Below are 14810 nucleotides of genomic sequence, written 5' to 3'. Positions count from 1 at the left end.
CCATGAACGTCTACATTTTTTTCCACATGAATCTCATGTTCTCTTCCGTACCCGAATCCATGCGTACGGAGCTGGTCAGGCGATGCTATACGCCGCTGCTTGATCTGGCGGAAGAGGGCTGCTTTCCGCTGGGCATCGAAGCTTCCGGGCTGACCCTTGAGCTGCTGCACGACTGCTGCCCCCGATGGGTCAGCCGGTTGGCGGGACTGGTCCGCGACGGCGCGTGCGAATTCATCGGCTCCGGCTATGCCCAGATCATCGGCCCCCTTAATCCGGCCAGTGTCAACATGCACAACCTGCGTCTGGGCAACAGCGTCTACAGCTCGCTGCTGGGCGTAACGCCGCGGCTGGCGCTGGTCAACGAACAGGCCTTTTCTCCGGGGCTTGTGCCTTTGTACCGTGCAGCCGGCTACACGGGCATCATCATGGAATGGGAAAACGCACGGCAGGCGCACCCGCACTGGGAGCACCATCTGCAGGCCGCCCCCCAGCGGGTTGCGGGCACGCGGGGTGAAAGCATGGATCTGCTGTGGAATCATTCACTGCCCTTTCAGCAGTTTCAGCGCGCCGTGCACGACGAAGTCACGCCGGAAGAATATCTGGAGGGCCTGCGAAACCGGACCGGTACGGACGCCGCCTTGTGTCTGTACGGCAATGATGCGGAAATTTTCGACTTCCGTCCGGGAAGGTTCTGCACCGAACCCGAACTGACCGGACGCAGCGAATGGCAGACCATCCGGGACCTGCTGTGCGCCGTGCGCGCCCTGCCGGGCGTCCGGCCCGTGCTGCCCTCGCAGGCGCTGAAAAACACCATGCCGCAGCGTCCGGCACTGCTGCATCTGGAAAGCCCCGCACAACCCGTCCCTGTAAAAAAGCAGGCCAAATACAACATCACCCGCTGGGGTGTGACCGGCGTGGACGACACCGGAGCAAACACGCTGTGCAGACGCCTTGCACGGCATTTCGCCGCCTGCGAAGGCAAAAACGCATCAGAACGGCCGGACAGCCCTGCACAAAGCGGGCATGACAGCCTCTGGAAAGAGCTTGTCTACCTGTGCTCAAGCGACTTCCGCACGCACATCGTACCGGAACGGTGGCAGGCATTCCGCCAGCGGCTGCTGGCATTTTATGAGACCCACATGCCGCATATGCCCGCCGGAGACGCGCTGCCCGCCACCTGTGCCGTGCCCCCCCAGCGCGTGCCCGCCGCCAACCGCCTGCTGAAACTGGAAACACCCCATACAGCCATCACGCTCAACCGCAACCGCGGGCTGGCCGTACAGGCGCTGCGGTTCGGCGACGTAAATACACTGCCCGCAGCGGGCACGCTGGCACTGGGCACATATGACGACATGGCGCTGGGGGCTGATTTCTATTCGGGACATGTGACCTTTGAAATGCCCGGCGAACCCAAAGCCACTGATCTTGTGCCCGTGGTGCCCCGCATAACTGAAACAGCGCGGACAATCCGCGTGGAAACGCAGATCAGCCGCGCTCCGCTGCTCCTGCATAAAAGCATCACGCTGTATAAAGACACCCCCCGTGCGGACATACGCTACCGCTTCGGCGCTCCACTGCCTGCGGGCAGCCTGCGGCTGGGGTACATCACCCTTACGCCGCAGTCCTATGACCGGCGCACGCTGCGTTATGCCACCCACAACGGCGGAACCGAACCGGAAGAACATCTTTTGTACGGCAGCAGCACAGACCACGGCAGAGCTGTATCGTTTCTGGTTTCGGCGTCATGCGCCGCCGGTATGACAGAAGGTACGGCGGAATTCGGCGACGCCCGCCACGGACTGCGCATCACACTGACCGGAGATTCGGCCGCTGCGCTGTGCATGGTGACCTACCGCGAAGCTTCTCCGTCTTTTTTTGCCAGAATCATGTTCTCGCTGCAGGAAGTGGATGACACGTCACGTTTCGGCAACGGTGTGCGCAAGGTCATACCAGCTCCCTGTTTTTCATTCAGCATAACCCCTTACAACCGCTGAACAGCACAAGCCCACCGCTGCGCCGCAAAAAAACAGGCATCAACAGCGCCCGCAGCACACCGGAAAGCAGGTCGGCAGTCACACGAGGATCACACGAAATCAGCGGGCAACCGGAGCAAACACGCCACCCGTCAGTGCGCACAGGTCTGACGGTGCCAGCTCGATATCAAGCCCTCTGCGTCCTCCGCTGACAAAAACACTGGCATGTTCCGCCGCGGAAGCGTCCACCACGGTGGGCAACCGCTTTTTCTGTCCCAGCGGGCTCACGCCCCCGAGCACATAGCCTGTAGCTCTCTCCACCTGTTTCACATCAGCCATGGCCGCTTTTTTCACACCCAGCGCCTTTGCCGCCAGCTTCAGATCCAGCTGGTGCAGCACAGGCACCACCATCACGGCCAGATCACGCTCCGAAACAGCAACCACCAGCGTTTTAAACACCCTCGCAGGGTCCGTTTCCAGCTTTTCCGCGGCTTCCTTACCGAACGACTCCGCGGCGGGGTCATGCTCGTATTCGTGCACCGCAAACCATATTTTCGCTTTTTTTGCTGCTGCAATAGCCGGTGTCATACTTCTTCATCCAGATTGTTGCAGTTACCGGAAAACACGGGCCCGCGCCCGCTGACATGGCGCATGGTCTACCGCCGGCCGGGCGCATATGCAAGAACCATGAGCCGGAGGGACGGCCCTGCACAGCACAAATCCGCCGAAGGGTAAAAAAACGGACTTTTTTCTGCTTTTTTACCGGCTGGCCAATAACCTGCCGGAGATTCTGAACATATCCTGACACACAAACAGAAAAAAACAGCTGCCCCGTTATCTGACCGTTATCTGCCGGATGCTGTTTATCTTCTGTTTTTCAAAGTGTTACCGGACTCAAAACATTTTGAAACACCATCCTTTTTTTCATTGCGCTCAGCCTCATGGCTGTTACGGTGCGCTCGTCGTAGGGTTTTTACAGCGATTACGTATTGCGCCAAATGCAATACGACATATGCATAACTGCATTAAATCGCCTTGTTCCGTGAACCTGAATTCCTGTTATACGGGAAAGGATGTCAGTTTCCATGAAAAATTACGCTATCGGATTCGGAGTTATGTACGCTACTGTTTTTGCTTCTTCTTTCTACATCTGCACTTTGTGGTAGATAAAAAGAAAAAAAACATAAAAGGCGGTCTCAAGACCGCCTTTTTTATTTATCATACACATTATACAACGCTGAAACACTGTATAACAGTCACCATGCTGTGCATCCGCATGCAGAGCAGCGGCCCTTTATCCTGTGCAGAAAGCCACAGCCGCCGGAGAGCACGACACAACAATCCCTGCTATAAATCCCGCAGCGCTGAAAGCACATGGGGCAGCATTTTTTCCACAATCACCTGCACGCCCTGCGCATCGGGATGTATGCCGTCCGGCTGGTTCAATGCAGGATCAAGAGCCACGCCTTCAAGAAAAAAAGGGTACAGCGGCACATCATACTGCTGCGCCAGTTCCGGATACACCGCATCGAACTGTGCGGCATAATCTGTTCCCATATTGCGCGGTGCCTGCATACCTGCCAGCAACACCCGCGCCCCTGCATCCAGACACTGTTCCAGTATCCGGGCCAGGTTGGTGCGCATCATTGCCGGATCAAGCCCCCGCAGCGCGTCATTGGCCCCCAGCGCCACAATGACCAGATCCGGCCTGCCGCCGGGCACGGCGTCCATTGCCCAGCCGAGACGCGCCAGCCCGCCTGCGGAGGTATCACCTGACACACCGGCGTTGATCACCCGGACAGAAAGGCCCGCCCCGCGCAGTCTTTTTTCCAGCACGGCGGGAAAGCTATCCGCGGATTCGAGGCCGTATCCCGCAGTCAGGCTGTCGCCTAATGCCAGAATATACGTTACTCTGGCTGCTGACCCTGCAGAACCGTTGCCAGCCGGCGCAGGCTGCTTACCATCTGAAGCAGGGGCCGCCGTTACGGCGGCCAGCACAAAACACCAGCACAGCAGCACCGGCAGATACCGCAAACCGGACATTGCCGGACGCATAAGGACCTCGACCATGGATAACCTCATGACAGACAACCTCATGATTGAACTTTCGGACATACATCTGACTCTAGAAGGCGGTTCGGGCAAGGTCAATATACTGCGGGGTGTCAACCTGCAGGTGGACAAGGCAGAGACCCTCGCCGTGGTGGGGCCTTCCGGCTCGGGCAAAACCACAACGCTTATGATCATGGCCGGTCTGGAAAGGCCGTCATCAGGCTTTGTGCGCGTTGCGGGGCAGAATCTTACCGGCATGCACGAAGACGCGCTGGCCCGTTTCCGTCGCAGCAATCTGGGCATTGTGTTCCAGTCGTTTCATCTGGTGCCCACCATGACCGCACTGGAAAACACCGCACTGCCGCTGGAGTTTGCCCACCGCCCCGATGCACGCGACAGGGCCATGCACGCACTGGCCGCCGTGGGACTGCAGGGCCGGGCCGGTCACTACCCCGCGCAGCTTTCCGGCGGCGAGCAGCAGCGGGTGGCGCTGGCCAGAGCCTTTGCCGGTGAACCGCGGGTCATTCTGGCCGACGAACCCACCGGCAACCTTGATTCCGAAACAGGGCGCCGCGTCATGGAACATCTTTTCAGCATGCAGCAGAAGCTGGATACCACGCTGGTGCTGATAACCCACGACAAAACGCTTGCAGCCAACTGCTCGCGGCAGGTGCACATGGAAGACGGCATGCTGCACGACGGCTGCCCCCGGTGTTCCGCCGCGCCGGAACCCGCAGACAGCGCAGAGACCGCCCCCGCACGCTGACCCTGCGCAGCACGGCGTTACAAAGGCCCCATACCCACCGGAAAGCAGCACCACCGGAGCCGCATATGACATACCGCGACCTGCATCTGGCGTTCACACTGGCAATACGCGAACTGCGATCAGGCAAACGCAGATTCACCGTTTTTCTGTCCTGCCTCTTTCTGGGCGTTTTCGCCATAGCCGCCGTGGGATCCATTTCCGAAGCGGCACGTTCGGCCATATCACGCGACGCCCGCATGCTCATGGGCGGCGACGCCAGCATCAGACTGCCCGCGCCCTTTATCGAGGCAGATGAACGCAACTGGCTGGAAACCCGCGGCGCAGTCAGCCACACCATAACGCTGCGCGGCATAGCCCGTAGCTCTGCGGGCGAATCGGCGCTGGTCTCAGTCAAAGGCGTGGACGCGGCATACCCGTTATACGGCACTGTGGAGACCAGTCCGGCGGTCCCCCGTGAAACATCTTTTGCAGCCATGCTTGAAGAACCGGACAACGGACATCCGCCTCTGGTGGCGGACGGGCTGCTGCTGACCCGTCTTGGCATCGGTAACGGCGACACGCTGCGCATCGGCAACCAGACGTTCACCGTGCGGGCCGCGCTGCTGCGCGAACCGGACAGGGCGTTTCAGGGGGTGACCTTCGGGCCGCGGGTAATCATGAGTCTGTCTTCGCTGCGCAAAACAGGCCTGATACTGCCGGGCAGCCTGCTGCACAGCCGCATGCACATCAGGTTGCATACCGACACCGGACGTCCGGCACCGGAAGCGCAGGTCAACGCGTTCACAGCTCTTGCGGGCGAACGGTTCGACGGACAGGGCTGGCGGGCGGAACCTTATACCAAAGCCGCACCGCGCATCCGTTCCATTCTCGACAGGCTGGACATGGATCTGATGCTCATAGGGCTTGCCGCGCTGCTGGTTGGGGGGCTGGGCATAGCCGAAGCCGTGCGCGGGTATATGACAAGCCGCATCCGGCACATGGCCACCATGAAATGTCTGGGCGGCAGCGTGGGCACGGTGCTGTGGACCTATTATTTCCAGATACTCATCATCGGCGCCGCCGGCATAGCCGCCGGATGTCTGGCAGGAGCGCTGGTGCCGCCGGCCGCCGGCCGCCTGCTGGAAACGCTGCTGCCCGTCCCGCTGGACACGGCGGTGCATCCGGCGCCTCTGCTGCGTGCGGCACTGCTGGGCTTTGCCATCATCACGGCATTTTCGCTGCGGCCTCTGCTGCAGGCCGGCGGTGTTTCTCCCGCAGTGCTTTTCCGCGGCTACACTGCAGACAGCACGGCGGGCAGCGGCACGGCAGGCAGGCTGCTCACCGTTGCGGCGTTTGGCGTTCTGGCCGGGCTGGTACTGCTGTATACACCGGACAAACGCATGGCCTGGGGGTTTCTGGGCCTGACAGTGCTTTGCGCACTGATATTCAGAGGTGTGGCGCTGGGGCTGCAGCATATCGCCCGCAGACTGCCTGTTGCGGGTCATCCCAGCATACGGCTTGGCCTGTCGGCCGTTCACAGACCGGGGGCGCCCACCGTGCATCTTGTGCTGGCGCTGGGGCTTGGGCTTACCGCACTGGTGGCCATCGCCCAGATAGAACAGAATCTCAGCGCCACGCTGGAACGCGACCTGTCCCGCGACGCTCCGGCCTTCTTTTTTGTCAACGTGCTGCAGAACCAGCTGGAGCCGGTAACAACGCTCGGAACCGCCAGTGGTGTGACCCGCATGGAAAAAGGCCCCATGGTGCGCGGCCGCATTGTGCGCATTGCCGGTGTTCCCGTCGGGCAGGCCGAGGTGGCGCAGGACGTGCGCTGGGCTGTCCGGGGTGACAGGGGGCTCAGTCAGGCTGCGGCCCGTCCTGAAGATACTGAAATCATTGCAGGTGAATGGTGGCCCGAAGATTATGACGGCCCTCCGCTCATCTCGCTGACGGCTGATCTGGCGCGCGGTTTCGGGGTGTCTGTGGGCGACACGCTGACCTTCAACATTCTGGGCCGCGAAACCGAAGCCACCATTGCCAACATCCGCAATGTGGACTGGATGACCTTTCAGCTGCAGTTCGCCGTACTGTTTGCTCCGGGGCTGCTGGACAAGGCCCCTGTCACGTGGATCATGACCGCATACGGCAAAGGCGAGGCCATGGACAGGCTGTACCGCACGGTAACATCGGAATATCCCAACATCACGGTATTCAGCATGCGCGAGATACTGGCCGATGTGCGCGGCATCATGGAGCGCATGGGCACTGTCTTCCGCGCCATGGCCGGAGTGCTGCTGGCAACCGGCCTGCTGGTGCTGGCGGGTGCCATACTGGCAGACAGACACCAGCGTATCTACGACGCCGTCATTTACAAGGTCTGCGGCGCCACCCGTACCGACATAGTGCTGGCGCTGGTGACGGAATTCGCTGTTTCCGGCACAGCCACAGGCATCTTCAGCGCGGCCACGGGCACACTGGCCGCCTTTGTGGCCGTTGAAGGGCTGCTGGGGCTGCATTTTACCGTGCAGCCGGACGCCGTGGCCGCCACCATCGCCGCAGGCACCCTGTTTTCACTGTGTTTCGGACTGGCAGGCACAGTCTCGGCACTGGGCAAAAAACCGGCACCCTACCTGCGGGATGAATAACCCCAATAATACGGCACCCCCGCCCTGTTGCGGACGGGGGTGCCTGCACTTTCATGGCACGCCGCTGCGGACGCACCGTATGGTCATATCAGTACGCGGCGGTTAGTCTTCCGCCCACTCCTTGGAACGTTCCACGGCGCGCTTCCAGTTGTAGACCAGCTTTTCACGCACTTCGGCGCTCATGTTCGGCTCAAAACGACGGTCAAGCTGCCACATGGCGGTGATTTCGTCTTCGCTCTTCCAGAAGCCCACGGCAAGACCTGCCAGATACGCAGCGCCCAGCGCGGTGGTTTCCGTCACTTTGGGACGCTCGACAGGCACACCGAGCACATCTGCCTGGAACTGCATGAGCAGGTTGTTGCGGGTGGCACCGCCGTCCGCACGCAGGGCAGCCAGATTGATTCCGGCGTCCTTCTGCATGCAGTCCATGATATCCAGCGTCTGCAGTGCTATGGATTCCAGCGCGGCACGGGCTATATGCGCCTTGGTGGTACCGCGGGTGACGCCCACCATGGTGCCGCGTGCGTACTGGTCCCAGTGCGGTGCACCCAGACCGGCAAATGCAGGCACAAGCACCACACCGCCGTTGTCCGGCACACTCAGTGCCAGCTGTTCCACTTCGGGAGCGCTCTGGATAATCCCCAGACCGTCACGCAGCCACTGCACCACGGCACCGGCGATGAACACGCTGCCTTCAAGGCAGTAGTAACGGCCGGAAGGCGTGTTCCAACCGGTGGTGGTCAGCAGGTTGTTTTTGCTGATGTGAGCCTGCTTGCCGGTGTTCAGCAGCATGAAGCAGCCTGTACCGTAGGTGTTTTTGGCCATCCCTTCGGTAAGGCAGGCGTTGCCGAAGGTGGCAGCCTGCTGGTCGCCGGCGATGCCGGAAACCGGCACAGCCTTGCCGAGGAACTCGGGATGCGTTTCGGCCACCACTTCGGAAGAACCGGCCACGCGGGGCAGCATGGAACGCGGAACATCCAGAATCTTGAGTAGTTCTTCATCCCAGTCACCGGTGTGGATGTTGAACAGCATGGTACGGCTGGCGTTGGATTCGTCGGTGACGTGTTCCTTGCCTTTGGTCAGGTTCCAGATAACCCACGTGTCGATGGTGCCGAAGCACAGTTCGCCGCGTTCCGCCTTTGCACGGGCGCCGGGCACGTTATCCAGAATCCATTTGACCTTGGTGCCCGAAAAGTAGGCGTCGATGACAAGGCCGGTTTTTTCGCGGATGGTTTCCGCCAGTCCGCGTTTTTTCATTTCATCGCAGATGGAGGCGGTACGGCGATCCTGCCACACAATGGCGTTGTGCACGGGAGCGCCGCTTTTTCTGTCCCACACCACGGTGGTTTCACGCTGGTTGGTGATGCCTATGGCGGCCACTTCGCTGGCGTTGACGCCGGCACGCTGCAGGCATTCGGTCATCACCCACGACTGGGTGTCGAATATTTCGTTGGCATTATGCTCAACCCAGCCGGGCTGGGGGTATATCTGCGTGAACTCTTTCTGGGCGATCTGCTTGATGTCGCCCTCGCGGGTGAACAGAATGGCGCGGGAGCTGGTTGTGCCCTGATCGAGTGCCAGAATGTATTTGCTCATTTCGTCCTCCTTGCGGGAGATTACACGTTGTTAGTTCTGAGCCTTATGCACGGCGCCGGTGGTCCAGTCGTACACCACGGCACCCACGGCACCGCCGATGAAAGGACCGATGATGGGCGTGAGCACGATGGAAATATCCATCAGGTTTGCCTGCGTGAATCCGGCAACCAGCGCGAAAAGACGCGGACCGAAATCACGGGCGGGGTTGATGGCGTACCCGTTCATGGCGCCCAGAGCCATACCGATGACGGTAACCAGCAGAGCAACGATGAAAGGCACGGACCAGCCGGCATTATTTTTTGCGGCAAAGTCACCGGCAGCCAGAATGCCGAAAAGCAGAATGGCGGTGCCGATTATCTGGTCGATGAAGCCGGGCATGAACGAATCGGGAATGGCGGGGAAGGTGCAGAAAATACCGGCAGTACTGGCCAGATTGGGGTCCACGAGCAGCCACTTGGCCTTGAAGTCGATAAAAACCAGAGCCGCACCCACAAATGCGCCTGCGGTCTGGGCAAGGGTGAAGGGCACCACTTTGCGCCAGGGGAATCGGCCCGTCACAGCCAGCCCCAGAGTGACCGCAGGGTTGATGTGTGCACCGGAAGGCAGACCGGCCATGACGCCCAGAAGCACCGCAAGACCCCACCCGAGGGTGATGTTTGCCCAGGTGATGTTAAGGGCTTCGCCGAACAGCACGGTCATGGCTACCGTACCGGTACCGAAAAGAATGAGCACCAGTGTGCCCATGAACTCGGAAACGAGTTCCTTACCCAGAGACAGTTCCTTCATACATCCTCCGCAATCCTTGAATCATGTTGGTGCGCCGCCCATTGCGCCGCATTTTCCGAGTCACAGATACAATCCCCGTTGCTACCCTTCGCTGCCCTGCGGCATATGCCAGCTGTGCAGCATGGCTATGGCGGCATCCGATTCCTCCTTGCACCGGGCCGGGTCCCAACTCAGCTCGCTGCCCATGATTTCCGCCACAACGGGGGCGACTTCGACGGCATGGGCAATATTCACAAGTCCCAACGGCAGGCGCCGCACCAGCACATCGCTCACATGCGAGGCCATTTCGTGCCGCACCTGATACACAACCTCCGCCCCGATATACGGGTGGTCGGGATGCAGAGGTTCGGTGAATCCAGTTTCGCGGGCCACCTGCAGCACCGCGCAGGCTTCATCGCCGTATGTGGTGTACAGCGCTGCTGCCAGCTCTTCTGACACCGCGTATTCTCGGGCCAGTTCGGCATGGGCGCCGGGCACATACCCGCGTGATCCCAGCACCTTCAGCTTTTCCGTCACGCACGGACGCCGCAGATTGAAACCGAACAGCGAATCGGCCCTGTCCACGGTGTCTTCGGCCATACGCCGGTAGCTGGTCCACTTGCCGCCGGTAATGGTCAGCAGCCCGCCGGGTGATACCTCGATGACATGCGTACGGGCCAGTTCCTGCGTGCTTGATTTGCCCGATGCAAACACCAGCGGCCGCAGCCCGCTCCACACGGAAAGCACATCACTGCGGTCCACGGGGCGGTTCAGATATCTGCGCGCATATTCCAGCAGGTATTCCACATCCTTTTCAACGGGTACCGGGCTGTATTCCGGCGTGGCGGGTTCATCTGTGGTGCCGAACACCACATGTCCCATCCACGGAATCATAAAGAGCACACGCCCGTCCTCTGTTCTGGGAATCATCAATGAAAGATCGGGGGGAGTGAATCCGGCATCCAGCATGATGTGGATACCCGAGCTCACTTTAAGGATATCGGGCAGCCGGGTGTCGTCCATATGTCTGAGCCTGTCTGCCATGGGGCCGGTGGCATTGACCACACCGCGCGCCCTGATGGTCCATTCGTCACCTGTCAGGTTGTCGCGCACCACGGCTCCGCGTATTTTACCGTGCTCGCGCACAAGGGCGGTCACTTCCACATGGTTGGCGCAGGTGGCACCGTGCAGGTTGGCCGTACGGGCCAGAGTAACGGCCATACGGGCATCATTGAACTGACCGTCATAATATATGACCGCCGCCTTGTAGCCATCCAGATTAAGCGTGGGAAAAAGCTGCTGCGCCTTTTTACGCGTCACAAGCCTGCTGCGCCCCAGCCCCAGCCTGCCGGCCAGCAGGTCATACATCACCAGTCCGGCATACATGTACCCGGCCTCGCGTGCCGTGTGCACCGGTGTGATAAGCCGCAGCGGATGCGCCAGATGAGGAGCGTTCTTCAACAGCAGCCCGCGTTCCTTCAGCCCTTCGCGCACCAGATCAAACTGTTCCTTATCCAGCTTGAGCACAGCCTTTTCAAGATAGCGTACGCCGCCGTGCACCAGCTTTGTACTTTTGCTGCTTGTCCCCTCGGCAAAGTCAGCCCGTTCCACCAGCGCCACATCCAGTCCGCGGGTGGCTGCGTCCAGCGCAACGCCGCAGCCGGTGGCTCCGCCGCCGACAACAAGCAGGTCGAATTCCTTATCGGCCTTCAGGCGGTCCAGTAATTCTTCTCTTTTCATGATTCACCTCCGGTTTCTGCCATAAGCAGCGTCCCTGCCGTGGTTTCGTCCGTCACAAGCACATCTGCAAAGCCGCCCACCAGAGCAGCTCTGAGGATGGCCGTTTTGCTGGGACCGCCCGCCGCGGCAATGCGCAACGGAATGCTGCGCACCTCTTCCAGAGTGGGCCCCATGAAACAATGGTTCTTGGGATGATCCACCGGTTGGCCTGCGGCATCCACAAACGCACCGAACACTTCGCCCACGGCACCGGCATCCACCAGCGAGCGGAAGTCTTCGCGGGTGATGGCGCCCAGAACGATGTTGGTCGCGTTCACCGCCAGTTCACCCAGACCGATGAGGGCGATATCAACCTGTATGGCGCGTGCATAGACAGAGCGGAACAGTTCCTGTGATTTCAGGAGCCGGCAGGACTCTGGACTGGGCGCAAACATGGGCGCCGCGATATAGTAGGTTTGCGAGGCTTTCAGCCTGCGCGAAAACGTTGTCACGATTTCATAAGGATTGACCACAATGCTGTAGGGCAGCCCGCCGTACATGGAAACGACGGTAAGCCCCTGCGCCGGCTCCACCGGCACGGATGAGGCCGCAGCGGCCACGGTGGTGCCCCAGCCCAGTCCCAGCGAATTACCGTCGCGCAGCGCGCCCGAAAGATAATGCGCCGCCGCCTGTCCCAGATTATGGTTAAGCTGCCGCGGATTGGCAGGGGCAGGAATGACGATGGCCCGCCGGAGACCGAATGCAGCCTCGAGCTGCCGCTCCAGTTCATTGCACACGGCTCTGTCCGTATTGACGATAATCTGGACAAACCCCTCGTCGCGGCAGACCTGCAGCAGCCGGACAACCCGTGCTCTGCTCACGCCCAGCCAGTCGGCCACCTCGGCCTGCGTCATGCCGTTCACATGGTACGCCCATGCAATCCTGCTCAGCAGTTCGCGTTCTTCATGCGAATATCCGGACATCGTCCACCAGCCTTATGCGTATGCCGGCCGCAAGGCATGCCTTACGACCTGCAACAGACATTGAGTGAGTGTACAAACGGCATGAAAAAAGCCCTTGGTTCCGCAACAGGCGGCTTCAGGGCTGTTCTGCATTACTCCTGCATGTGAGCATATGCCGGGAGGAGAAAGATACACACCGGCAGGCCGGAATGCGGAGAGCTTTTTCCATAGCCCGGCAGGCAGCGGGACACGGCAGCCGCACACGCCGGAGCGACAGAAACATGCTGCCTCTGCCTGACTGACTATGCTATGGTGCTGCCTTACTGCGTACATTGCTGTGACCGCCGCGTTTAACATATGTTCACAGTATGAACATATGTCACCCCGTGTGAATTATGCAATACAAAAGTCACATTTTCTTGACAAGAATTCATAATACACCGCCATAAAAAACTTTTTATCTGCAAAGGCCCGTTTGCGCACGCAGCCGCAACGGCTGTCTGTCGGAACTCATTACACGCCCCTTATCCTGCTGCCTGCATACATCACGCTGAAACAATTATTTTTTACTGCATGGAATGGCATTCAGGCCGGAATCCTGCCTGATTTGTCGACTTATCTGACAGCGGATTACCCCCCTCAGGCAAAGCAGTTTTTTTAATATCTTGATATATAAAATTTATTTTCTTCGGCACACCTAATGCATCACGACAGGCAAATGAAGTGGCACCACCTTTGCCACCATCAAAGGCTACTGCCGAGGAGGATACCTCTATGGCAACCCGAATCTCCCGCATTATCGCAACCGCACTGGTTCTGGTAGCAACGCTGGCTTTCAACGCCTCGGCTGCCATTGTCACTGACTGGACCTATACCGTGGACGGCGCCTTCATCAGCTGGGACACCACGGTAGGCACCACAGGCACGGCTGACGCCCCTGCTCTGGGCATCACAGGGGCAGATCCGGTCGCTCTTTCGTGGGTGTTCGAGGGCGGAGTCTTTTCGCCCGGCATCCAGAACGCTTACAGAAACATCTCGTGGGGCAACATCGCGGACGGAACCGGATTCGGTGAAGATCTGGGTGATGTTCTGCCCGGAGCAACAACCAGCTCGCTGTTTATCACCCCTGCCGGCGGCACGCTGACCACCAACGGTCCCGCCGAAGACGGGCTTGTGCTCAACCATAACAATCAGGCCATCGACGCAGGCAGCATCCAGCTGGAGCGCGGCGTGGTGCGGGCGGTGCTCACGCTCACTCCCGCAGGCGATCCTTCGCTGCCGCCGTTCTCCACCACTCTCGACTTTGTCTTCTATGAAACTCCCAACTCGGGCAGCATGCCGGATGACCTGTTTGTACTGCTCAATCCCGAAGCGACAACTGAATCTTTCGTCTATGGCGGTCAGGAATACAGATTCTCGTTCGAGGGCGGATTTGATCCCATCCCGGCGGGCTATCAGCAGTTCCTTGCCAACGACCCTGACTACTTCGGTGACCCGTCGCTGGCAGTGGGCTGGATAACCGGTGAAGGCGGCCTTAACTCGCGGCTGACACAGGTGGCCATTGTGGCCACGCCGGAACCTTCCACCCTGCTGCTGCTCGGCGCAGGACTGGGCCTGCTGGGCGTAGCCGGACGTCTGCGCCGCCGTTCTGCATAGCCACAAAACTCCAAAGAACAAGGCGGGCATCTGCCCGCCTTATTTTTTTGTGGAAATTTTAAATACAATCATGCATGTTATAGCGCCCGCAGCCATAAACATACACCAGTGTCGAATTATGTGTATTGACATTATTTGAAAACAGACATACTTCGCTCCATCGAATTATTTATTTTACAGGAGCCTGATCATGAGCAACCTCCAACGCCATCCCATCTGGAAGCGCCATTTCAAATCCGCTGCCGCACTGGGCGATTACAGCACCCGTGAGCTTTCGCGCAGACTGGGCAACGACCCCATAAGCAACCTTACCCAAAGACAGATACGTATGGTAATGATCATCCGTGACCATACCGAATCGGGCCGTCCGGGCATGCTGCTTAAAGAACTGGCCGAAAAAGCGGAGGTTTCCCCTTCTTCCGCCTCCACCATGGTGAACGCGCTGGTAAGAAAAGGCATCCTTGAACGCCGGAACTGTCCGGAAGACAGACGGGCGGTACGCATCTCGCTTTCCGGCCCGCTGCAAAGTTATTTACTGGCATCCGATCAGCTGCTTAATGAAAAGCTTGCCGGCATTTCATCCATCATCGGAGAAGAACGCATGCGCTGCTGGTCAGAAGTGGTGGATATCATCATCAGAGAACTGGAAACGACCCGATAGACGGGCACTCGTCGGGATTCCACAAACTTTTTTTAT

The 14810-nt window shown here is 59.4% G+C and carries 11 protein-coding genes; 5 read left to right on the top strand and 6 right to left on the bottom strand.

Annotated features, from left to right (window positions below):
- Nucleotides 1-2: 2 nt before the first annotated feature.
- The gene (locus ACZ5D1_RS02100) at nucleotides 3-1994 is read left to right on the top strand and encodes an alpha-amylase (protein ID WP_464555740.1); all 1992 of its coding nucleotides are present in this window, start codon (nucleotides 3-5) and stop codon (nucleotides 1992-1994) included.
- Between the two features lie 99 nt (nucleotides 1995-2093).
- Here ACZ5D1_RS02100 and ybaK read toward each other — a convergent pair whose 3' ends face one another.
- Together ybaK and ACZ5D1_RS02090 are read right to left on the bottom strand one after the other, a co-directional pair.
- Nucleotides 2094-2561, bottom strand: coding sequence for a Cys-tRNA(Pro) deacylase (gene ybaK / locus ACZ5D1_RS02095; protein WP_011366548.1), 468 nt, complete (start codon nucleotides 2559-2561; stop codon nucleotides 2094-2096).
- 759 nt (nucleotides 2562-3320) lie between these two features.
- Nucleotides 3321-4043, bottom strand: coding sequence for an arylesterase (locus ACZ5D1_RS02090; RefSeq protein ID WP_234702942.1), 723 nt, complete (start codon nucleotides 4041-4043; stop codon nucleotides 3321-3323).
- On the opposite strand from ACZ5D1_RS02090, the gene ACZ5D1_RS02085 reads away from it, so the two are divergent.
- A complete protein-coding gene (locus ACZ5D1_RS02085) occupies nucleotides 4042-4791 on the top strand; it encodes an ABC transporter ATP-binding protein (RefSeq protein WP_011366546.1) in 750 nt (249 codons plus the stop codon). The genes ACZ5D1_RS02090 and ACZ5D1_RS02085 overlap by 2 nt on opposite strands.
- Nucleotides 4792-4856: 65 nt before the next feature.
- A complete protein-coding gene (locus tag ACZ5D1_RS02080; protein ID WP_464555739.1) occupies nucleotides 4857-7415 on the top strand; it encodes an ABC transporter permease in 2559 nt (852 codons plus the stop codon).
- Between the two features lie 102 nt (nucleotides 7416-7517).
- Here the strand turns inward: ACZ5D1_RS02080 and glpK are convergent, their stop codons facing one another.
- The 4 genes from glpK to ACZ5D1_RS02060 form a co-directional block, all read right to left on the bottom strand.
- Nucleotides 7518-9011: a glycerol kinase GlpK gene (gene glpK / locus ACZ5D1_RS02075; protein WP_011366544.1), complete on the bottom strand. Its 1494-nt coding sequence runs from the start codon at nucleotides 9009-9011 to the stop codon at nucleotides 7518-7520.
- 30 nt (nucleotides 9012-9041) lie between these two features.
- On the bottom strand, nucleotides 9042-9797 hold the full coding sequence (locus ACZ5D1_RS02070) for an MIP/aquaporin family protein (RefSeq protein WP_011366543.1): 756 nt from the start codon (nucleotides 9795-9797) through the stop codon (nucleotides 9042-9044).
- A gap of 81 nt (nucleotides 9798-9878) precedes the next feature.
- Nucleotides 9879-11516, bottom strand: a complete 1638-nt coding sequence (locus ACZ5D1_RS02065; protein ID WP_011366542.1) for a glycerol-3-phosphate dehydrogenase/oxidase — start codon at nucleotides 11514-11516, stop codon at nucleotides 9879-9881.
- Entirely contained in the window at nucleotides 11513-12478 is a 966-nt protein-coding gene (locus ACZ5D1_RS02060; protein WP_011366541.1) for a sugar-binding transcriptional regulator, read from the bottom strand. The genes ACZ5D1_RS02065 and ACZ5D1_RS02060 overlap by 4 nt, the downstream gene beginning before the upstream one ends.
- Nucleotides 12479-13231: 753 nt before the next feature.
- Here ACZ5D1_RS02060 and ACZ5D1_RS02055 point away from each other — a divergent pair.
- Nucleotides 13232-14113 carry a THxN family PEP-CTERM protein gene (locus tag ACZ5D1_RS02055; protein WP_011366540.1) on the top strand — a complete coding sequence of 294 codons (882 nt, stop codon included), beginning with the start codon at nucleotides 13232-13234 and terminating at the stop codon, nucleotides 14111-14113.
- Nucleotides 14114-14303: 190 nt separating this feature from the next.
- Nucleotides 14304-14774 (top strand): MarR family transcriptional regulator, encoded by a 471-nt coding sequence (locus ACZ5D1_RS02050; RefSeq protein ID WP_011366539.1) that lies wholly within the window; start codon nucleotides 14304-14306, stop codon nucleotides 14772-14774.
- The last annotated feature ends 36 nt before the right edge of the window (nucleotides 14775-14810 follow it).

The sequence above is a fragment of the Oleidesulfovibrio vietnamensis genome, assembly GCF_055388115.1.
Note: the sequence above shows the minus strand (reverse complement) of the source record. Positions and strands in the feature narration are given on the sequence as shown.

Excerpts from the sequence above, each read along its gene's own strand:
- ACZ5D1_RS02100 (WP_464555740.1), top strand. The coding sequence starts at position 3 with ATGAACGTCTACATTTTTTTCCACATGAATCTCATGTTCTCTTCCGTA.
- ybaK (WP_011366548.1), bottom strand. The coding sequence starts at position 2,561 with ATGACACCGGCTATTGCAGCAGCAAAAAAAGCGAAAATATGGTTTGCG.
- ACZ5D1_RS02085 (WP_011366546.1), top strand. The coding sequence starts at position 4,042 with ATGGATAACCTCATGACAGACAACCTCATGATTGAACTTTCGGACATA.
- ACZ5D1_RS02090 (WP_234702942.1), bottom strand. The coding sequence starts at position 4,043 with ATGGTCGAGGTCCTTATGCGTCCGGCAATGTCCGGTTTGCGGTATCTG.
- ACZ5D1_RS02080 (WP_464555739.1), top strand. The coding sequence starts at position 4,857 with ATGACATACCGCGACCTGCATCTGGCGTTCACACTGGCAATACGCGAA.
- glpK (WP_011366544.1), bottom strand. The coding sequence starts at position 9,011 with ATGAGCAAATACATTCTGGCACTCGATCAGGGCACAACCAGCTCCCGC.
- ACZ5D1_RS02070 (WP_011366543.1), bottom strand. The coding sequence starts at position 9,797 with ATGAAGGAACTGTCTCTGGGTAAGGAACTCGTTTCCGAGTTCATGGGC.
- ACZ5D1_RS02065 (WP_011366542.1), bottom strand. The coding sequence starts at position 11,516 with ATGAAAAGAGAAGAATTACTGGACCGCCTGAAGGCCGATAAGGAATTC.
- ACZ5D1_RS02060 (WP_011366541.1), bottom strand. The coding sequence starts at position 12,478 with ATGTCCGGATATTCGCATGAAGAACGCGAACTGCTGAGCAGGATTGCA.
- ACZ5D1_RS02055 (WP_011366540.1), top strand. The coding sequence starts at position 13,232 with ATGGCAACCCGAATCTCCCGCATTATCGCAACCGCACTGGTTCTGGTA.
- ACZ5D1_RS02050 (WP_011366539.1), top strand. The coding sequence starts at position 14,304 with ATGAGCAACCTCCAACGCCATCCCATCTGGAAGCGCCATTTCAAATCC.